At 39.4% G+C, this 18,913-nt stretch carries 20 protein-coding genes and 5 tRNA genes; 19 read left to right on the top strand and 6 right to left on the bottom strand.

Annotated features, from left to right (window positions below; all coding sequences use genetic code 11):
* Positions 1-45: 45 nt before the first annotated feature.
* Positions 46-1,299 carry an efflux RND transporter periplasmic adaptor subunit gene (locus tag B3C94_RS14560; RefSeq protein ID WP_293904885.1) on the bottom strand — a complete coding sequence of 418 codons (1,254 nt, stop codon included), beginning with the start codon at positions 1,297-1,299 and terminating at the stop codon, positions 46-48.
* Between the two features lie 246 nt (positions 1,300-1,545).
* On the opposite strand from B3C94_RS14560, the gene B3C94_RS14555 reads away from it, so the two are divergent.
* From B3C94_RS14555 to B3C94_RS14545, 3 genes are all read left to right on the top strand, one after another.
* Positions 1,546-1,866, top strand: a complete 321-nt coding sequence (locus tag B3C94_RS14555; protein ID WP_293904883.1) for an HTH domain-containing protein — start codon at positions 1,546-1,548, stop codon at positions 1,864-1,866.
* Between the two features lie 85 nt (positions 1,867-1,951).
* Positions 1,952-2,140, top strand: coding sequence for a class IIb bacteriocin, lactobin A/cerein 7B family (locus tag B3C94_RS14550; RefSeq protein WP_293904881.1), 189 nt, complete (start codon positions 1,952-1,954; stop codon positions 2,138-2,140).
* Positions 2,141-2,161: 21 nt separating this feature from the next.
* Positions 2,162-2,311 (top strand): hypothetical protein, encoded by a 150-nt coding sequence (locus B3C94_RS14545; RefSeq protein WP_293904879.1) that lies wholly within the window; start codon positions 2,162-2,164, stop codon positions 2,309-2,311.
* 288 nt (positions 2,312-2,599) lie between these two features.
* Here the strand turns inward: B3C94_RS14545 and B3C94_RS14540 are convergent, their stop codons facing one another.
* Positions 2,600-2,788, bottom strand: coding sequence for a hypothetical protein (locus B3C94_RS14540; RefSeq protein WP_293904877.1), 189 nt, complete (start codon positions 2,786-2,788; stop codon positions 2,600-2,602).
* A gap of 4 nt (positions 2,789-2,792) precedes the next feature.
* Positions 2,793-2,918 (bottom strand): DUF2683 family protein, encoded by a 126-nt coding sequence (locus B3C94_RS14535; RefSeq protein ID WP_293904875.1) that lies wholly within the window; start codon positions 2,916-2,918, stop codon positions 2,793-2,795.
* A 446-nt stretch (positions 2,919-3,364) separates the two neighbouring features.
* On the opposite strand from B3C94_RS14535, the gene B3C94_RS14530 reads away from it, so the two are divergent.
* From B3C94_RS14530 to B3C94_RS14515, 4 genes are all read left to right on the top strand, one after another.
* On the top strand, positions 3,365-4,747 hold the full coding sequence (locus tag B3C94_RS14530; RefSeq protein ID WP_293904873.1) for a TolC family protein: 1,383 nt from the start codon (positions 3,365-3,367) through the stop codon (positions 4,745-4,747).
* Positions 4,748-4,779: 32 nt separating this feature from the next.
* Entirely contained in the window at positions 4,780-6,141 is a 1,362-nt protein-coding gene (locus B3C94_RS14525) for a sigma-54-dependent transcriptional regulator (RefSeq protein ID WP_293904871.1), read from the top strand.
* Positions 6,142-6,144: 3 nt separating this feature from the next.
* On the top strand, positions 6,145-7,464 hold the full coding sequence (locus tag B3C94_RS14520; protein ID WP_293904869.1) for a sensor histidine kinase: 1,320 nt from the start codon (positions 6,145-6,147) through the stop codon (positions 7,462-7,464).
* Positions 7,465-7,579: 115 nt separating this feature from the next.
* Positions 7,580-8,107: a hypothetical protein gene (locus B3C94_RS14515; protein ID WP_293904867.1), complete on the top strand. Its 528-nt coding sequence runs from the start codon at positions 7,580-7,582 to the stop codon at positions 8,105-8,107.
* Positions 8,108-8,303: 196 nt separating this feature from the next.
* Here the strand turns inward: B3C94_RS14515 and B3C94_RS14510 are convergent, their stop codons facing one another.
* A complete protein-coding gene (locus tag B3C94_RS14510) occupies positions 8,304-9,467 on the bottom strand; it encodes a BamA/TamA family outer membrane protein (RefSeq protein WP_293904865.1) in 1,164 nt (387 codons plus the stop codon).
* A gap of 326 nt (positions 9,468-9,793) precedes the next feature.
* Here B3C94_RS14510 and B3C94_RS14505 point away from each other — a divergent pair.
* From B3C94_RS14505 to B3C94_RS14465, 9 genes are all read left to right on the top strand, one after another.
* Positions 9,794-9,866: transfer RNA gene (locus B3C94_RS14505), tRNA-Thr, on the top strand.
* Between the two features lie 26 nt (positions 9,867-9,892).
* Positions 9,893-9,973 (top strand) — tRNA-Tyr (locus B3C94_RS14500).
* Between the two features lie 50 nt (positions 9,974-10,023).
* Positions 10,024-10,096, top strand: a tRNA-Gly gene (locus B3C94_RS14495).
* A 95-nt stretch (positions 10,097-10,191) separates the two neighbouring features.
* A tRNA-Thr gene (locus tag B3C94_RS14490) sits at positions 10,192-10,263 on the top strand.
* Between the two features lie 72 nt (positions 10,264-10,335).
* Positions 10,336-11,520: an elongation factor Tu gene (tuf, locus tag B3C94_RS14485; protein WP_075991174.1), complete on the top strand. Its 1,185-nt coding sequence runs from the start codon at positions 10,336-10,338 to the stop codon at positions 11,518-11,520.
* 163 nt (positions 11,521-11,683) lie between these two features.
* A tRNA-Trp gene (locus tag B3C94_RS14480) sits at positions 11,684-11,754 on the top strand.
* A gap of 23 nt (positions 11,755-11,777) precedes the next feature.
* A complete protein-coding gene (gene secE / locus B3C94_RS14475; protein WP_028072657.1) occupies positions 11,778-11,972 on the top strand; it encodes a preprotein translocase subunit SecE in 195 nt (64 codons plus the stop codon).
* 20 nt (positions 11,973-11,992) lie between these two features.
* Positions 11,993-12,538: a transcription termination/antitermination protein NusG gene (gene nusG, locus B3C94_RS14470; protein WP_046672242.1), complete on the top strand. Its 546-nt coding sequence runs from the start codon at positions 11,993-11,995 to the stop codon at positions 12,536-12,538.
* 70 nt (positions 12,539-12,608) lie between these two features.
* A complete protein-coding gene (locus B3C94_RS14465; RefSeq protein WP_293904862.1) occupies positions 12,609-14,189 on the top strand; it encodes a S41 family peptidase in 1,581 nt (526 codons plus the stop codon).
* 20 nt (positions 14,190-14,209) lie between these two features.
* On the opposite strand, the gene B3C94_RS14460 is transcribed toward B3C94_RS14465, so the two are convergent.
* Positions 14,210-14,530, bottom strand: coding sequence for a helix-turn-helix domain-containing protein (locus tag B3C94_RS14460; RefSeq protein WP_293904860.1), 321 nt, complete (start codon positions 14,528-14,530; stop codon positions 14,210-14,212).
* Positions 14,531-14,690: 160 nt separating this feature from the next.
* Between B3C94_RS14460 and B3C94_RS14455 the strand changes: the two genes are divergently transcribed.
* Positions 14,691-14,831, top strand: coding sequence for a hypothetical protein (locus B3C94_RS14455; protein WP_293904858.1), 141 nt, complete (start codon positions 14,691-14,693; stop codon positions 14,829-14,831).
* Positions 14,832-14,833: 2 nt separating this feature from the next.
* On the opposite strand, the gene B3C94_RS14450 is transcribed toward B3C94_RS14455, so the two are convergent.
* Positions 14,834-15,484: a rhomboid family intramembrane serine protease gene (locus B3C94_RS14450; RefSeq protein ID WP_293904856.1), complete on the bottom strand. Its 651-nt coding sequence runs from the start codon at positions 15,482-15,484 to the stop codon at positions 14,834-14,836.
* Between the two features lie 112 nt (positions 15,485-15,596).
* Here B3C94_RS14450 and B3C94_RS14445 point away from each other — a divergent pair, with 112 nt between their 5' ends.
* Entirely contained in the window at positions 15,597-16,697 is a 1,101-nt protein-coding gene (locus B3C94_RS14445) for an HlyD family secretion protein (RefSeq protein WP_293904854.1), read from the top strand.
* Between the two features lie 37 nt (positions 16,698-16,734).
* Entirely contained in the window at positions 16,735-18,897 is a 2,163-nt protein-coding gene (locus tag B3C94_RS14440; protein WP_293904852.1) for a peptidase domain-containing ABC transporter, read from the top strand.
* The last annotated feature ends 16 nt before the right edge of the window (positions 18,898-18,913 follow it).

Below are 18,913 nucleotides of genomic sequence, written 5' to 3'. Positions count from 1 at the left end.
AAGTGGTTATTGAGAGATCTGATGTGCTCGATAACCGCTAGGATGTTACTTTTTAATATTTAGCTCTTGCACCTTATCGTAGGTCTCATAGCTCGATACGATAACCTTATCGCCTGGTTGTAGACCTTTGATAACCTCATAATATTCCGGATTTTGCCTTCCTAATTGGATATCGACACGATATGCTGTACTTCCATTTTTATCCAATTTGAAGATCCAGTTACCACCGGTTTGTTGATAAAAACCGCCTTTTGCCAGCAATAACGCTTTGGTTTCATCGCTTAATGCCAAACGTATTTGTAAAGTCTGTCCACGGCGGATTCCTTTGGGAACATCATTGATAAACTCCATGTCAACCTGGAATCGGCCATTGGTGACTTGTGTGTAGACTTTCTTGATACGGAGTTTGTAGGTTTTTTCACCGATAGAAAATTCACCTTGTAGATCTGGGAAAATACGGTTGATATAGTGTTCGTCAATATCAGCGCGCACTTTGAATCCTGTTAAGACGTCGATTTGTCCCAACCGTTCCCCTGCATTTTTGTTTTGTCCGATTTCTGCATCGAAGGCTGTCAATTGTCCGTCAACAGGTGCTCTAACGATTAAGTCCCCAATTTTCCTTTTCATCAGTTCCAAAGCACTTTGTGTACGTTGATAAGTTTGTTTGTCCTGATTGGTTTTTTGCGCATTGGAGATTTCGTCTTGTTTCAGGATCTGTTTGGTCAAGCTGACACGCTCTTTTTGATAGTTATAATCGTTCTTTGATTTTTCGAATTCTTGTGTACCAATCGCTTTTTCAGCAAGCAATTTTTTATTGAGGTTGTACACACGTTCTGCTTCTCTGTAGGCTTGTTCCACATCAGCCATTTGGTTGCGGTTGTTAATAGAAGCTTGTTGGGCATTAGTTTGGGCAATCTGGGACTGTGTCAATAAATTCAAAACTTGCGTTTCTTGTTGTACCAGGGTAAGCTCCTGATCGGTATTGGAAAGACGCATGATGGCATCCCCTTTTTTTAAGATAGCCCCGTCTTCAACAAATTTTTCTTCGACGCGTCCACCAACAGAAGCATCGAGGTATATACTACTAATAGGAAGCACGGTGCCATTTATTGGGATAAATTCTTGAAAGTTTCCATTTTTTATTTCGACAATAGAGATGCGGTCAGCTTCAACATTCAGTTTGCTTTTGCCGGAGGTAAAATAGAAACTGGCACTGATTAAGCCAACTAAGCCAGCAACCCCCAAAATAGTCATGATACGTTTGCTATTCCACTTCTTCTTTTCTAAAGGTCTGTCCATATTTTAATATCAATTTTGTATGTAACTATGAAAGCTGTGCCAAGAATGTAGTTTGTTGATTGTTAGGTTTTTATATTGTTTAGTGTTAAGCTTGGTGTTCGATAGCGGACACTTCTTGTACGAAGACGTACAACTGTCTTTTTTTGCTATCCATTGCGGTAACTGAAACGCTTTGAACAAATACAACCACAGGTTGTGGTAAGGTTTAAAAGGTTTTAATACTTTGCGCAAAGTAATAATTTAGTTATGAAGTTTTTAAGATATATTGAGAGAATTAATTTATTAGATAAATTAATGAAGGAACGAAGAACTGGGACACCTGCAGAACTAGCTAAACGTCTAGGGGTATCCGTGGCAAGGCTGTATGTTATCATCGATCAACTTAAAGATGAAGGTGCTCCTATTGTATATTCTAGGCAACTATGTACTTATTTTTATGAGTATTATTTTTCTATAACGATAAAAGTTCAGATTGAGGAATTAGGAGAGGTTAAATCTCGAAATATTTATGGCGGTGAAAAAAGATTCAATATTTTTTCATCCCTATTGTTTTTATATAGTGACTAGAATTAATTTAGTGTTGTTGATCAACATCAAAGGTGAAATCCGAAAAACCTAACAAGAGTAGGAATTAAAAATAAAAACTAAAAAAATGTTTAACGTAGAAATCAATAATTTAGGATTGGTTGAAATGGATTCTAAAGAAATGAAAAATATAAATGGAGGTATTTCGCCTGTACTTGCAGCTTTTTTAGTCGCTGTGGCATGGTCAGCTTGGGAAAATGTCGGTGATATTAGAGATGGATGGTCAGACGGTGGAAAAGGAAAACCTAGATATTAAACTAAATTTAAGAGCAAAATTATGAATAACTTAGTAGAAATAACCAAAGATGAGCAGATTCTAATTAATGGAGGCGAATCAGGGTGGTACTGGCTTGTTTACGGTCTCAGAGTTGGGATAGAATATCTAAATGAAGAAGGTAAAGGTGGTAGAATGCATTCTGCAGGCTAACCTTTATTTTGAACATGATTGATAATAGCTTATTGCGAATAGTTAGTGCTAAAGATATGTTTTTAGCACTAGCTATTTTTATTTTATATTTAACATGTAAAAGCTAATAAACAAATGAAAACAAATTCCTATTTGATGAACTTCTTAAAGTTCCTCGCCATCATGCTAGTGACGATTATCCTTATTCGGTATTTACCTGATCTTATTCGCAGTATACTATCGATCTTTTAAGATTGTTATTTTACAACAGCTTTGACGTTAGGGATGAGTCACGTTGTCTCTTTGTTATCAGATCCCTGTTCCCTCAAGCAGATGCTCTGCCAATTCTTCTAAAAGGATCTGCAGTTTTTTGAGTATAGGTTTGGTTCCCGGTTTCCTGTGGAAATCGATGTCATCAAGTGCCTTATCCGTAAAGTCTAAATGATAGGCCATATTACAAACTTTGGCTTGTTGTCTGCTTTCTATAACTTTTTCCATAAACTCAGGATTGCACGGGCTGTTTTTCTTTGGCAAGCTCAAATTTTATCTTTAGCGCTTTCATAAAAGCTTTTAGCGCTTCGATTTGCGCGGCATTATCCGTGTATGCTGTGATAACGACTGCTTTCATAATCGTCTTTTTTAACGTATCCGTTTAAATACAAAATTATGAAATAATTTTGATTCGGTAGCTTTTCATCCGAATGTGTTACCGTTTACTTTTTGCGAGAGATACGATATCTCCAATGATTTATTCTGTTTTCAATTCCAAATTTAAATAATACTATATTCTGACTTTAGTCGGTGCTTCTTCGGTACTTGTTCGGTGCTTCTTCGGTTGTAACCGAATAAAAACCGAAGAAACTCCGTTGTATATCCGGTAAAAAAACGAATAAATGGCGGACTTGATCCCCGTTGTTCTCCTATTTATACTCTTACGGATTTCAATTGTCCAACTACGCACACCGACTGTCCATTAATGAACATTTTTCAAAATTCATTTTTTGTATTAATTTGATATTTAATGTTTTATATGTTTGGCATGGCGATGGTCAGCAAGAAAATAAAAAAATGGATATGAAGAGAGTCTATATATATACTACGTTATGTTTTTTATTGACTTATGCCAACGCAAAAGCGCAACAGGCTGAGCAGGGACTATCCGAAAGAGAGACCGGGACATCGATAGTTACAACGGGTGACAACAAACAAATGACCAAACGAACTTTAGCTGAATGTATACAATTAGCTGTAAAAGCCAATCCGACCTTATTGCAGAATGAACTGGATGTGAGGCGTGCAGAGGTGAATTTGGCACAAGCTAAAGCGAATAGACTTCCCGATGTAAATGCAAGTCTACAGCATAGTCTGACATCTGGAAGATCGCAGGATAATTCTACCCTTCAATATATTTCATCCAACAACTCGACAGGGAATTTCTCTTTGGGAGCGAGCCTCCCGTTATTTAGGGGCTTTCGTCTATTTAACGAAATTCGTATGCGTGCCGATGCAAAGACTGCAGGTAAATTGACCTTCGATACGCAGGTTAATGCCTTGAAACTGGATGTTATTACCACTTATATTCAAAGCTTGACCGCCCAGGATATATTGCGACAGTCGGAAATGCAGACGGAGGTGACCCGGGAACAGGTGCGCCGTGCAGAGACGATGCATAAGGAAGGCGCAATCAACCCAGGAGACTATTTTGACTTGAAAGGGCAACTGGCAAATGATATCAATACAATTGAAAATAACCGTCAATTGCTGTACAGCAGTCGGGTCAAACTCGCCGCTTTACTGAATATGGCTGAAAATCAATTGGGGGAATTGGATAATATCGGAATAAATGAGACTGGACAGCGTTTGGATGAGAAGCAATTGTATGATATGGCTGTCGACCAATTGCCTGATATTAAGGCTTTGGATTATCGGATCAAAGTGGCAGAGCGGGATATTAAGATCGCGAAATCATACTATTATCCGTCCTTGAGTCTGAGCGCTGGTTTAGGATCAAATTATTCTAAATTGGGGATTCAAGGCACGTATTGGTCACAAATGCGTAATAACGTCGGAAAGTCTATTTCCTTAAATCTATCTATTCCTATTTTTAATCACTTACAGGTATACAACAACGTCCGTTTGACAAAGTTAGACTTAGAGACGGCTAAATTTCAAAAAGAGATACAGAAAAATATTTTACGATCAGCGACGTCCAATGCCGTTTTTAATCTGCAGAATGCAAGTAATATGATTGCACAATTGCGTAGTCAAAATGAAAATTACGCGGAATCTTTTCGTATTGCCAAGGTGGTTTTCGAATTGGGAAATAGCAATTCAGTGATTTTTTTGACAGCAAAAAACAAATTCGACAACAGCCAGATTCAATTGGTCGTGAAGCAGTATGAGTGGCTGCTACAAAAATATATCAATGATTATTACGCTGGCTCGTTGAATTTATAGTTATCTTAGTATCTTCAATGAAGTCAGGAAGTATGAAAAAAGCATCTATTTTAGTCGTGGATGATGACCAGGATTTATTAACTGCGGCAAGAATCTTGCTTAAACCTAAAGTTAGTCATATTCAAGTTGAACCTAATCCGGAGAATCTAATTGCACATCTGGAGAAAACACCTTATGATCTGGTACTTTTAGATATGAATTTTAAAAGCACGATTAATACAGGCAATGAGGGGCTATATTGGTTATCACGAATCAAAGAGAAATTTCCACAGGTACATGTGATTATGATTACAGCTTATGGAGCTGTTGATCTCGCGGTGAAGTCGCTGAAACAAGGTGCATCTGATTTTGTCGTGAAACCTTGGGAAAATGAACAATTGTTGGCAACGATCGAAAGTGCGCTTGCTGAATCAAAAAATAAGGAAAAGAAAAGTAAAAGTTCCTTGCTCAGCAGTGCAAACAGTCCTGATTTGATCGGTAACTCCATTGTTATGGACGAACTGCAATACAAGTTGGAGAAAATAGCGCCTACAGATGCCAATATATTAATATTAGGGGAAAATGGAACAGGTAAAGACCTGATTGCTCAAGCTATTCAACGAAGATCACTACGTTCAGATCGGACGTATGTTAAGGTTGACGTGGGGTCGCTGACAGAAACATTATTTGAAAGCGAACTTTTTGGTTATAAGAAGGGTGCATTTACGGATGCACGTGAAGATCGTCAAGGGCGATTCGAAGCGGCAAATGGAGGGACATTGTTTCTCGATGAAATTGGCAATATCTCTTTACAGCAACAAGCTAAATTGTTAACCGTATTGCAGAATAGACAGGTAACTCCTTTAGGGTCTTATCAGCCAATTCCGGTGGATATACGCTTAATTTCAGCAACAAATGTGCCGCTGAAACAACTCGCAGATGAAAGTCGTTTTCGAAAAGACTTAATTTATCGAATCAATACCGTGGAAATTCAGGTGCCCCCATTGCGTGAACGGGGGGAGGATATCAAGCTATTGGCTGATCATTTTCTCGATATCTATTCGAAGAAATACAATAAGCGGATTGAAGGGTTTGAATCGGATGCGGTTAAGAAAATGTGTGCCTATCATTTTCCGGGTAACGTCCGGGAACTCCAATACAGTATCGAGCGCGCTGTTATTATGGCAGACCAGCTCAGCATTGCCGGAAATGACCTCTTTTTCTCGCCTATCGAGCAACAAGTAGATAGTCCCGTTTTCGAATCTAGTCCCAGCAGTCAAAATCTAGAAGAATTGGAACGTAAAGCAATCAAATCTGCGATTGAGCGTTTCAATGGAAATATCAGTAAGGCAGCAAAAGAGTTAGGACTTACACGGGCAGCACTTTATAGACGTTTGGAGAAATATGATATTTAGTCAATGAAGCACGTAAAAATCTTAAATGCGATCAAGATTATACTGCTGCTGGTAGCCGCTCTTGTGAGTGCCTATTTGCTACTAAAACATGAATACGTGCAGGCGGCTTTGATCTTTTGTATTATGCTTTATCTGGGTTTTAATTTATATGCACAATATAATTTTTTAGCCAGGCAGTTGATTGAATTTTCCGAAGCTGTAAAATATCGTGATTTTACCAGGCGTTTTTTGGTGAAAAACACAAAATCAGTGGAGGGAAAGCTTTTCCTTGCCTTTAATCAAATCAACGAGACTTATAAAGAGATCAGCATTAAGCAGGAAATTCAGCATCAATACTTGGACCGCGTGATCAATATGCTGAATTCGGCTATCATCTTTTATGAGATGGATAGTGGCAAGGTCATGTGGGTAAATGAAGCATTTAAACAGCTATTTCACTTGCCGCATCTCGGAAACATTGCCGGGCTAAAGAAAAAAAATAGCGACCTCTATGAAAAAACCATGTTACTTGAAAATGGGCAGCAACAAATGGAGTCCGTTCAGTCAAGTAAAGGGAAAATTAAATTATTGATTCAGAGTTCAAGTTTTGAGACACAGGATGCTTTGTTTCGTATTGTAGTGTACCAAAATATCAATGAAGCAATTGATGAAACTGAGACAAAAGCCTGGCACAAATTATTGCGTGTACTGACCCATGAAATTATGAATTCCATTGCTCCGATCAGTTCGTTAGCTGAAACGTTGAATGGCCGTTTGGACCATTTTAAAGGACATGAAGATATCGATGATCTAAAAACAGGTATATCGACCATCAAACGCCGGAGCGAAGGACTCTTGCATTTTGCTAAGAGTTATCGCATGATCAATAAAGTCGATCAGCCTCAGCTGGCGCCGATTCAGATTTCACAGTTGTTTGAACATATCTATCAATTGCTTGAACCAACCTTGATCCAGAAAAATATTGACGTAGATATTATCCTTAAAAATACACGGTTAATTTTATCTGCAGATGTCAATTTGATCGAGCAGGTTATTATTAATCTGATGCTGAATGCAATTGATGCAGTAAAAAATAGGGAAGAGGCTTATATCAGTTTATCTGCTCTCGAAGTCGACGGTAAGGTTCAGATCCGGATTGAAGATAATGGGGCCGGAATTCCTGCCGATCTCCAGGAGCAGATTTTTACGCCATTTTTTACGACAAAGAAAACGGGTACAGGTGTCGGCTTGACCCTAAGCAAACAGATCATGTTATTGCACAAGGGTACTATTTTCCTCAATAGTACGGAGGGAGAGGGAAGTGTTTTTGTCCTTCAGTTTTAGCGATCGTATTCCTTCTCGTGTGTTACTTTTCCAATTTATTAGCATGTATTCCGTGGTATTAAAAACCTAATGTTCCATGTGAAAAATCATAAAATTTAGCGATGTTTGCAGCGAAATGAACTACACGCTTAAGTATTGGCGACATTATTTTGTATCCCATAGTCGCCATGGGACCCATTCTCCTTTTGTCTATAAATTGGTTGACGAAGTGATCTATCAAAAGGCATCCAAAGCGCGTGTTTCCGAATTACCCCAATTTATTCAAAACGAAAGTAAGGTAGAACAGAAAAAGTATGCATTAATCGATCGACTATTAAAGACATTTGTTTACGATGATTTTAGCTATTGGGCCGACCGTCCGCTCGAAAGTTATCGGAGTCTTTTACAAAACCAATGTGGAAGCTATGCGTACCGACATGTTTATTATATCGATCTGGACGATCTTGACCTAAATTTTTTGGAACATGTTGGCGATCGAGATCTATTAATTATAAACGAGCCCCATTTGTCGGAGAAAAGGGAAGCGTACTGGAACAAGCTTAAACAGCATAACCGTATTGTGGTAACGATAGATTTGTACCGAATTGGTTTGGTTTACTTTAGGAAAGAACAGCGAAAGGAGAATTTTCTGATTCGATTTTAAGCTGCTGTTACTACCATTTCCTGATTGATGGTGGGGTAGTCATCAACAGCATTCCGTTGGACATAAGATATTTACTTTAAAACTTGTAGGAATTGAGAAGGAGTGGGGATAGAAAGGTCGATTTCGTTTGTTACTAAATAAGAACAGCATCCATCAATAGATATTATGGATGCTGTTCTTTATGATATGTTTTTTATTAAAAAGCTTCACTTAAGGAAAGGTAGAAACCCGATTGACGTTTTTCTCCGGGTCTTTGTTCGCCAAAGGAATAATCAAAGCGTATACTGCTGTTATGTTCGAGGCTAAAGAAATAGCGTAAACCGCCACCATAGCTGGCTACATATCGACTACTATTTTCCTTGGAAAAGGTCGATCCGAGGCCCGAAAATCCAACGATGCCAAAGCGTGGATGAAAGCGATAACGCAGTTCAGCCTGTGAGGCCAGGTAATTCTTGTCTCGGTAACGTCCGAGGTAATAACCGCGCATCATCATATCGCCACCAAGTTCACGGTAATTGTAGAATGGGACTGTTTTCCCAAATGTGGAACGAAAGATTCCCTGCAGGGCCAAAGTGACCTTGTTGTACAGGGGAATAAAGCCACGGAGATCTACATCGAGGTTTGCCCCTGTAAAATCAGTACTTGTCCATAATTTGGGAGCATATGCCAACCGTAATTTGGCATAATAACCTTTTGTCGTATAAGAAACGTTATCCCTATTGTCAAACAATTGCGATACACCGATTAGGAGTTGTTGCCCGCCATCCTTTCCGATAAGATCGGAATGATTGAAAGTGCGATCGGCGCTGTCGCTACGAATTTTGAAGTTATCGTATTGAATGTTTATTCCAGAATAAAGACTGTTGCTAATTTTTTTCTCAGCTTCGAGTTTGACGCGAAATAATTTTTGATCGATGCGTTCTTCATCTGCTTTCCAGGTGTCCATACCGACGCCATAATAGTTAAAGGGCCAATTACGGTAGCGTATTTCACTGATCAGATGATAGTCGTTGTTTTTGGTCCAAAGGTCCGTCTGCAGTTTGAAGTTTGACTGACTGTTGGACGTAAAGGTTCCCATCGCCATGACGGTGGAAGTGCGGATTTTGGAGTCAGATTTATCCAGATAAAAATTATAAGCACTGGCCAGGCCGTATTCGACACCCGTTTCCTGCGCATAACCAACGGCCGGTAATACCATAAAACTTCCGGAACGTGTGGAATCTCTTTCAGCCGAAAGAAATTTTTTACTCAATTTTTGAATAATATTTTGAGCTTTCAATTCGGCCGATCCCATTAAAAGTACCGTAAATAGTACGGAGTATCGGGTAAGTTTTGAAAGTGATTGCGGTAAAATTTGCATGCCCAAAGATAGTATATTAGCCAAATAACCAAAACAGGTAAATATGCAATCAAAAATTATTGTGCTGCATATCAGTATAATTGCCAAAAACTGTCTTTTTTTTTTGACAAATATTTTTGTAAAGTGAGTTTTGTGTCTATCTTTGCATCAGCAAACAAGGGAACAACGGTTCGAAAAAACGAAAGTTTGCTTAGTTCTTTAAATGAAAAAAAATAAAAAATAAACTTGCAGAAATCAAAAGTAAATTCGATATTTGCACTCGCTGAAAAGGTAGAAATACTTGGTCAGACGTTGATAGAATGTAAGTTTAAATAAAGATATTAGAAGCCTCTTTAGCTCAGCTGGTAGAGCAACTGACTTGTAATCAGTAGGTCATTGGTTCGATTCCGATAAGAGGCTCAAAATGTAACGAGAGTTACAGGTCTGGAGGGGTTCCAGAGCGGTCAAATGGGACGGACTGTAAATCCGTTGCTTCGGCTTCGAAGGTTCGAATCCTTCTCCCTCCACACTTTATTTTAATTAGGGTGTTAGATTTACTCTAGTTTCTAATTATTAAGCGGAAGTAGCTCAGTTGGTAGAGCGATAGCCTTCCAAGCTATAGGTCGCGAGTTCGAACCTCGTCTTCCGCTCAAATTTTTCAAGTATTAAATTTAGTCTCTATCTTCTTTGATAATAATGTATCTAAAGGTGGGGGCATTAATACGTAAATAAGGTTTTTTAGTAAGCCGAAGTAGCTCAGGGGTAGAGCACTTCCTTGGTAAGGAAGAGGTCGTGGGTTCAAATCCCATCTTTGGCTCGTACTTGTGTAAAAATTAAGCAAGAGTATATAACAAATAGAAATAATTTATAATTACTAATTCGCATAAACATGGCAAAAGAGAAATTTGACCGTAGTAAACCACACTTAAACATTGGTACTATCGGTCACGTTGACCACGGTAAAACTACAACTACAGCTGCTATCACTAAAGTATTGGCTGATAAAGGTTTGTCAGAAGCTCGTTCATTTGATTCAATTGACTCTGCTCCTGAAGAAAAAGAGCGTGGTATCACAATCAATACTGCACACGTAGAATATTCTACAGCTAACCGTCACTATGCACACGTTGACTGTCCAGGTCACGCTGACTACGTTAAGAACATGGTAACTGGTGCTGCTCAAATGGACGGTGCTATCATCGTAGTTGCTGCGACTGATGGTCCTATGCCTCAAACTCGTGAGCACATCTTGTTGGCTCGCCAAGTAGGTGTTCCTGCGTTAGTAGTATTCATGAACAAAACTGACTTAGTTGATGACCCTGAGTTGTTAGACTTAGTTGAAATGGAAGTTCGTGAGTTATTATCATTCTACGAATTCCCTGGTGATGATATCCCTGTAATCAAAGGTTCTGCTTTAGGTGCATTGAACGGTGAGCCTGAGTGGGTTGAGAAAATCATGGAATTAATGGATGCTGTAGATAACTACATTCCAATTCCTCCACGTTTGACTGACTTACCTTTCTTGATGCCAGTAGAAGACGTATTCTCGATCACAGGTCGTGGTACAGTTGCTACAGGTCGTATCGAAAGAGGTGTAATCAACTCTGGTGATCCAGTTGAGATCTTAGGTATGGGTGCTGAGAACTTGAAATCTACAGTAACAGGTGTTGAGATGTTCCGTAAAATCTTAGATTACGGTGAGGCTGGTGATAACGTAGGTTTATTGTTACGTGGTATTGAGAAAACTGATATCAAACGTGGTATGGTTATCTGTAAACCAGGTTCAGTAACTCCTCACGATCATTTCAAAGCTGAGGTTTACGTATTGTCAAAAGCTGAAGGTGGTCGTCACACTCCATTCTTCAACAAATACCGTCCTCAATTCTATTTCCGTACAACTGACGTAACTGGAGAAATCTCTTTACCAGAAGGTACTGAAATGGTTATGCCAGGTGATAACGTTACAATCAGCGTGAAATTAATTTCTGCTATTGCAATGGAAAAAGGTCTACGTTTCGCTATCCGTGAGGGTGGTCGTACAGTAGGTGCTGGTCAGGTAACTGAAATTATCTAGTCTTTAATAAAGATTTAGAATCACATAGAATAAGCTAATCGACTGAAGTTGATTAGCTTATTTTTTCGATAAGCGATTTATCGGATTAAAATAAAAAAAAGTAAAAAAAGATTTGCAGAAAGTGGTTTAAAACACTATATTTGCATCACAAAATAAGAAATACACGGGCATAGTTTAAAGGTAGAACGAAGGTCTCCAAAACCTTTGGTCTGGGTTCGAGTCCTGGTGCCCGTGCTTATAAAAACAGATAAACTAAAATGGCAAAAGTACTTGATTTTTTTAAAGACTCTTATGTAGAGATCACTGAGAAAGTGACTTGGCCTACATGGTCTCAGTTACAAAGTTCAGCTGTTATTGTACTTGTTGCTTCTCTTCTTATTGCATTGGTTGTCTTTGTAATGGATAAAGCTTCAAGTGTAGGGTTAGAATTCTTGTACGGTATTGCTTCTTAATTTTTCAATCGTATTTATTTATGGCAGATCAAGGTTTAAAGTGGTACGTAGTTCGTGCTGTAAGTGGTAAAGAAAAGAAAGTAAAGCAATATATTGATGCCGAAGTTAGCCGTTTAGGTATTGAACACTTGATTCCTCAAGTGTTGATTCCAATGGAAAAATACTACTTGATGCGCGATGGTAAGAAAGTTGCTAAAGAGCGTAACTACTATCCTGGTTATGTTTTATTAGAAGCAGCTCTTGACGGTGAGTTAGAACACATCATCAAAAATATCAACAGTGTAATTGGTTTCTTGGGAGATAAAGCTGGTAATGCAGTCCCTTTGCGCCAAGCAGAGGTAAATCGTATCCTAGGTAAAGTGGATGAAATGGCCGAGCAAGGTGAAACCATTAACGTTCCTTACTATGTGGGTGAAACAGTGAAAGTAAACGATGGTCCTTTCAACGGATTTACGGGAGAAATCGAAGAGGTCCACGAAGATAAAAAGAAATTAATCGTGATGGTGAAAGTCTTCGGTCGTAAGACGCCACTTGAACTAAACTACATGCAAGTAGAAAAAGAGTAAGATTAGTAATTAACGATAGAGAAAAGCTTTTCATGAAAATTGGAAGGCTTTTTTTTGTATCTTAATATCAATGAAAAGGCCAGGGATTTATCTATTCTTATTGGGATGTTTACTGACATTTGTGCGTTGCGCAAATGTCGAAAAGTATAATCGATTTATTGAAACTCCCCTGGCGGTGGAAGCTATGCAGCAAGATATCAACTATGTTGAGCATAACCTGTGGAAGATGCATCCAGACTTGTTTCTATATGTGCGGGAAGATGAGTTAAAGATTAAGTTCGACAGCCTTCGTAGAACGATCCGCCAGCCATTATTGCCCAATCAGTTTCAGTTGGCATTAGCATCTGTACTGGCTCAAGTTCGGCAGGGGCATATGACGCTGAGTCCTCTTATTTCCAAATTTGATCCGAAAGGTAAGGATAAAGTCCGTTATCAAAAGAGCAAGGGTCCCTTTTCACAACTGGGATTTCATTGGCAGGAAAATACACTCTATCTCTCAAAAAATGGAACCTTAGATTCAAGTTTGGTAGCAGGCTCTAAAATTCTTTCTATTGAGGGGATACAACCACAAAATCTCTACACAAAATATCGTCCAACCTTTACGTCGGACGGCTATAATACGACATTTTTAGATCAGGCTTTTGAGCGTTTATTACCGCGGTATTACCAATTGGAATTGGGCTATCGGGATTCTATTGCGATCTTGTTTTCCGATGCCGATAGCACGTACCAGCGGATTGTTGTAAGAAGGTTTGATAGTGTCGATACAAAGGTTAAATCAGAGATAACGACCAAGGCTGTGAAAAAAGTGAGCCAACCTGATCAGAAGAAAAGTGATCTAAAAAAGCATCGTAAAATCTTTGGGTATAATGCCAACCTTAAGCGGATGAGCAAGCAGCTTTCATTTCCAGTAAAAGGAGATAGTAACATTGCTCTGTTGAAGGTGGTCGACTTTTCATATGGGCGTCCAAAAGAAGCCTATAGAAGGATTTTTGATCGGCTGGAGCTTAATTCGGTCCAATACCTGATATTGGATCTTCGTGGCAATTTGGGTGGACGTTTGTCCGATGTCCGTGAGCTATACAGTTACTTAGTGGAAGAGGATAAATTCCAATTTGTTCAACCAGCAGTCATTACCTCAAAATTCAACTTGCCGTTTTATCAGGTAAAAGGATTGCCGGGCTGGTCTTATCCCGTCTTATCGCCATTTATCTTAACCGGTGCCATTGTATCCTGGACAAAGACTTTTTCCAAAGATGGTCTGCATTATACCCATCTTACGGGAAGCAAAATTGAAAAGTCGAAAGTGGGCAGATATCGCGGTGATTTATTTGTATTGATTGATGGCGGGACTTTTTCTGCTGCGAGTTTGATTGCTACAAATCTAAAAGTTGGAAAGAGGGCTGTTTTTGTGGGAGAGGAAACTGGTGGGGCTGCTAGTGGCACGGTTGCGGGAGTTCTTCCTGTACTGAAACTTCCGAACTCCCATCTACGTTGGCGTTTTGGCCTAATGGATGTCAAGCCTTATTATCAAGTGAACGAAGCGGGGCGCGGTGTCATGCCGGATGTTCCTGTCGTACGCAGTGTTGATGATGCTATCCAGGGCAAAGATCCGGTATTGGATAAGGTGTTGAAGTCTATTAAAAGGTAAGGCGAAGTGTAAGTGGGGGATTAGGCTTTACTTTTAGATTGTTTCCCTTGAAATAAGGCAATTATTTTCTTTACAACAAGTTTGCTATAGTGATAGACTAAGCCAAATATATTCTCTCCTGTTATGTCACTGGCCAGTGCTGGTGGTAAAAGCTCATAGATCGTAATACCAAAATATTCGGCAATCTTGTAAACCTGCTCTACCTTTAACTTCGTCTCATTGCGTTCGATTTTTGAATAGGCAGCCTGTGATATCTCTAAAACGAATGCAACGGCTTCTTGCGATATCTTAAGACTTTCTCTTTTTTGTCTAATAATTGTTCCGATTTCTTCTTTTGCCATTCTTTTAAATACCCAAATTATCGAAAAGCCTAATTTAATAAATATAACTTGAAGTTGTAAAGTATTTCGATGTTAAAACTTCTAGTTATAGTCTATAACCCTAGGTTGTGGTGGCTAAGCCTCTTTTCCATGAATTTTGATAAAAAAATATTGAGATATCATGGAAAAAAAATTAAAAGAAATTAATGTAAGAGAACTTGAAGAAAATGAAAAAGTTGAAATCGGAGGAGGTGGATCGGAAAGGAAAGATGAGAAGAGGGGAAGCTGGCTTGAATCAATATGGGATCTGTTAACTTCATAACCCTAAAAGAGTGCTTGGTACATTTCTATTATTGAGGTATGTCTAACCATTAATGCAACGATAGAACCTATTAGATATGCCACTAGGTGTAACTGTTTATTTGTTTTCTTTAATTTTCCTACAAAAGTCAATAGTATAAGTATCCCCAGTCCTACTATCCATCTTTGAGAAGTGTTTTGTACAAAAGAAAAGAGATGGCTACTTGTTTTTTGTAAAGGAAAAAATAACGCTGAAAAACCGAATAGTCCAAATGAGAGGCCCGATGCGCCAACGGCAGTAAATGTAAAATCGTTCTTTTTGAAAAATGTCTGAATGATATTGGGGAGAATGATTAAAAGAAAAAAAATAGATATTGTACCTATATATGCCACTGTAGTACCATACTCTTGATGGAGATTACCAAACATATCATACCCTAATCCAAAAATTACAATACAATTAAACAATAGGTGAATCCAGTTGCGATGAATTAACGCAGAGGTAAGTAAGGTATGAATACGCTTACCTTTTGCTATTTCGTATGGGTGCAGGATCAGCGCGTGGAAAAACGATTTGTTACAAAATCCAATGATGCTGCATACGAATATAATCGGTACGACAATATAGGAATAGGGGGCTTCGGCGAATGTTGGAAAAATATCAAAAAATTTCATTAACCACTATTAATTTGCTCTGTAAGTTAATTAATAAATTTTAAAATACAACCTCAGGTTGTGGTGGATCTAAAATGCAATTTACATTTTTGGGTATTGATTAAAAACCAAGATGAAAAGAACAAATATCATATACTTACTGCTGATAGTGGCTATAGTGATAGGGCTGATATTATTACCGTTTATCAAAGTGCCGATCTCGATTTCTGCACAGGGAATTGTTAGGCCTACAATGGAGAATACAAAGATGCTATCCTTGGTCAGTGGCCGTATTATTGACAACCGTATTGTGGGCAACAATCAGCAAGTAAAACAGGGGGATACTTTACTGATCGTTGTTTCTGAAGATCTGAAAAATAAATTGTCTCTAAACAAGGATTTAACGGCTGACTATGCAAGACAAATTGCTGATCTAAAACTTATTCTTGATGATAAGGCAAAAAGCCTGCAGGGTGGACAATATCAACTGGAATATTTGTCGATGGAACAGCGGATGTCGGAAATACAGTCTCAGCTTACCTTAGCCCGCCGTGAACTAGATCGTAATAACCAACTGTATAGCCAAGGTGTAGTGTCCCAAGCTGAACTTGATAAGACACAGTATTCTCTTGAACAACTTGAAAATCAGTTTTTGACAATACGCAAGCAGCAGATGGCGCAATGGAGTGCCAAATTGGTCGAACTGCAACAGAAGGCTCAATCATTGTCATCCGAGAAGAAGTCAATCTTAATTGATGGTCAAAACTATATTGTTCGGGCGCCTATAACGGGAACAGTGGTTAATTTTAAAGGATATCAAAAAGGAGGACAGCTCGTGCAGGGACAGGATATTCTGGAAATCTCACCAGAGGATCAACTTATCGCTGAATGTATGGTGCCTGCCAAATCCATTGGTTATATCAAAAAGGATCAATCGGTCAAGTTTCAGATGGATACGTATAATTATAACCAATGGGGATTTCTGTCAGGTACAGTGCATGATATCGACTACAATTTGGTGACGGATCAGCAGCAGGGATCTTTTTTTAGGGTCAGGTGCCGCATGGATCAAAATTTCCTGAGCTTACCCAATGGCAATAAGGTCTTTGTAGGAAAGGGGAATACATTCAATGCCCGATTTTATCTCTTGGACCGTACCTTATGGCAGCTCCTGTTTGATCGGGCTGATGACCTGTTCAATCCAAACCTTGGCGCTAAAACGAGCGTATTATAAGAACTTCTCTATTATCTGACAATAATAATTTGTACGAATGAAAAAATCACCTGTTTGCATCAAACAGCACGATATCCGTGACTGTGGAGCGGCTTGTCTGGCTTCTATTGCAGGCTATTATGGCACACATATTCCCATCGCCAAGATCAGACAATTTTGTCATACCGATACACGTGGTACCAATGTGTTGGGGATGGTGCAAGGACTGCAACAGATGGGTTTTAATGCCAAAGGTGTCAAGGGCGCAATGGATGCTATTCCGCAGATCCCGCTTCCGGCAATTGCTCATGTGGTGCTTAAAGAGCAGCTCCAGCATTATGTGGTGATCTATCAGGTTGAAAAAGATAAAATTACGGTGATGGATCCCGGACTGGGAAAAGTGGAAAAATACACATTTGAGGCCTTTCAGAAGATCTGGACCGGGGTACTGATCTTAATGGAGCCCAATGAATACTTTGAGCAGAAAAATGAGAAGACGGCTGTTTTCAAGCGATTCTGGAATCTGATTCGGCCGCATCGCTCGGTGATCGTTCAGGCACTGGTGGGCGCTGCCGTGTATACGCTGCTGGGGCTTTCAACATCGTTTTACATCGAGAAAATTACCGATTATGTACTTGTCGATGGCAATGTGCGCTTACTGAACCTGCTCTCTATTGGCATGTTGGTTATTCTGGTGTTGCAGTTACTTATTGGTACATTGAAAAGTGTTATGGTCTTGCAGACGGGGCAAAGGATCGATAAATATCTGATTTTAGGTTACTATAAACACTTGCTGAGCCTTCCGCAACGTTTCTTTGATACAATGAAAGTGGGCGAGATTATATCGCGGGTTAACGATGCAGTCAAAATTCGTGCTTTTATCAATGATGTGGCGATACAAGCTGTCGTCAATGTGTTGATCGTGGTCTTTTCCTTCGCGCTTATGTTTACCTATTTTTGGAAGCTGGCCTTGATCATGCTGCTCGTTATCCCTTTTTATCTAGGGGTCTATTGGCTTTCGAATAAACTGAACAAAAAAGTAGAGCGCCGGATGATGGAAGAAGGGGCCGAACTGGAATCTCATTTGGTCGAATCGCTCAATTCGGTCAAGACTATCAAGCAGTTTGGCATTGAAACTTATTTTAATAGTGGTACAGACGATCGGTTTTCGCATTTATTGAAAACCATTTATGCTTCGGTGATGAATGGCTTGTTTTCCAGTACCTCTGGTGAATTGTTGTCGCGGTTATTTACTATTATCCTCTTATGGGCTGGTTCATATTATGTGATTGAACGTACGATCACACCGGGAGAACTACTCTCATTTTACGCATTGATCGGCTATTTTACCGGGCCGGTGACACAATTGATCGGCATGAACAAGACACTGCAGAATGCATTGATTGCAGCAGATCGCCTGTTTGAAATTATGGATCTGGAGCGCGAAGAATCAGAAGAAAAATTACAGCTTAATTCGGATCTGGTTGGGGATATCGTCTTTGATAATGTTCGTTTTTCTTACGGATCACGGGTAGAGGTATTCCGAAATTTTAGCTGCCGGATACAGCAGGGCAAGATGACGGCTGTGATCGGAGAGAGTGGAAGCGGTAAGACTACGCTGGGAGCGCTTATTCAACAGCTGTATCCATTACAGGAGGGGAAGATTTCTATTGGGCAATACGATCTGAACTATATTTCGAAGAGCTCCCTTCGGGAACGCATTGCCATCGTGCCCCAACAGATCGATCTTTTTTCGGGTAATGTTGTCAGCAATATTGCTGTTGGTGAGGATATCCCTAATTTTCAGCGTCTCTTGCGGGTGGTCAATGAATTGGACATGATGTCTTTTATTGAAAAGTTGCCAGCCGGTTTTGAAACTCAACTGGGTGAAAATGGATCCATGCTATCCGGTGGACAGCGGCAGCGCATTGCCATAGCACGAGCATTATACCGCAATCCAGATATTTTGATTTTAGACGAAGCGACTTCAGCTTTGGATACTTCAACAGAACAGGTGATTCAGCAGGCGTTTCGCCGCTTCAAAGATTCTGGTAAGACGATGATTGTGATTGCACATCGGCTGAGTACCATTGCCGAGGCCGATACCATTATGGTGCTTAAAGATGGTGTACTTATCGAACAGGGCGAACATGAGGAATTATTAACCCAAGAGTCTGCTTATAGGGATATGTGGAAAAAGCAATCGATCGTGTTAAACTAACTGTTGTTTTTATTCA

It is taken from the genome of Sphingobacterium sp. UBA5670 (assembly GCF_002420705.1).
Lineage (GTDB): Bacteria > Bacteroidota > Bacteroidia > Sphingobacteriales > Sphingobacteriaceae > Sphingobacterium.
The sequence above is the reverse complement of the archived record's forward strand: the minus strand, read 5'-3'. Positions and strand labels throughout refer to the sequence as shown.

Excerpts from the sequence above, each read along its gene's own strand:
- B3C94_RS14560 (WP_293904885.1), bottom strand. The coding sequence starts at position 1,299 with ATGGACAGACCTTTAGAAAAGAAGAAGTGGAATAGCAAACGTATCATG.
- B3C94_RS14555 (WP_293904883.1), top strand. The coding sequence starts at position 1,546 with ATGAAGTTTTTAAGATATATTGAGAGAATTAATTTATTAGATAAATTA.
- B3C94_RS14550 (WP_293904881.1), top strand. The coding sequence starts at position 1,952 with ATGTTTAACGTAGAAATCAATAATTTAGGATTGGTTGAAATGGATTCT.
- B3C94_RS14545 (WP_293904879.1), top strand. The coding sequence starts at position 2,162 with ATGAATAACTTAGTAGAAATAACCAAAGATGAGCAGATTCTAATTAAT.
- B3C94_RS14540 (WP_293904877.1), bottom strand. The coding sequence starts at position 2,788 with ATGGAAAAAGTTATAGAAAGCAGACAACAAGCCAAAGTTTGTAATATG.
- B3C94_RS14535 (WP_293904875.1), bottom strand. The coding sequence starts at position 2,918 with ATGAAAGCAGTCGTTATCACAGCATACACGGATAATGCCGCGCAAATC.
- B3C94_RS14530 (WP_293904873.1), top strand. The coding sequence starts at position 3,365 with ATGAAGAGAGTCTATATATATACTACGTTATGTTTTTTATTGACTTAT.
- B3C94_RS14525 (WP_293904871.1), top strand. The coding sequence starts at position 4,780 with ATGAAAAAAGCATCTATTTTAGTCGTGGATGATGACCAGGATTTATTA.
- B3C94_RS14520 (WP_293904869.1), top strand. The coding sequence starts at position 6,145 with ATGAAGCACGTAAAAATCTTAAATGCGATCAAGATTATACTGCTGCTG.
- B3C94_RS14515 (WP_293904867.1), top strand. The coding sequence starts at position 7,580 with ATGAACTACACGCTTAAGTATTGGCGACATTATTTTGTATCCCATAGT.
- B3C94_RS14510 (WP_293904865.1), bottom strand. The coding sequence starts at position 9,467 with ATGCAAATTTTACCGCAATCACTTTCAAAACTTACCCGATACTCCGTA.
- tuf (WP_075991174.1), top strand. The coding sequence starts at position 10,336 with ATGGCAAAAGAGAAATTTGACCGTAGTAAACCACACTTAAACATTGGT.
- secE (WP_028072657.1), top strand. The coding sequence starts at position 11,778 with ATGGCAAAAGTACTTGATTTTTTTAAAGACTCTTATGTAGAGATCACT.
- nusG (WP_046672242.1), top strand. The coding sequence starts at position 11,993 with ATGGCAGATCAAGGTTTAAAGTGGTACGTAGTTCGTGCTGTAAGTGGT.
- B3C94_RS14465 (WP_293904862.1), top strand. The coding sequence starts at position 12,609 with ATGAAAAGGCCAGGGATTTATCTATTCTTATTGGGATGTTTACTGACA.
- B3C94_RS14460 (WP_293904860.1), bottom strand. The coding sequence starts at position 14,530 with ATGGCAAAAGAAGAAATCGGAACAATTATTAGACAAAAAAGAGAAAGT.
- B3C94_RS14455 (WP_293904858.1), top strand. The coding sequence starts at position 14,691 with ATGGAAAAAAAATTAAAAGAAATTAATGTAAGAGAACTTGAAGAAAAT.
- B3C94_RS14450 (WP_293904856.1), bottom strand. The coding sequence starts at position 15,484 with ATGAAATTTTTTGATATTTTTCCAACATTCGCCGAAGCCCCCTATTCC.
- B3C94_RS14445 (WP_293904854.1), top strand. The coding sequence starts at position 15,597 with ATGAAAAGAACAAATATCATATACTTACTGCTGATAGTGGCTATAGTG.
- B3C94_RS14440 (WP_293904852.1), top strand. The coding sequence starts at position 16,735 with ATGAAAAAATCACCTGTTTGCATCAAACAGCACGATATCCGTGACTGT.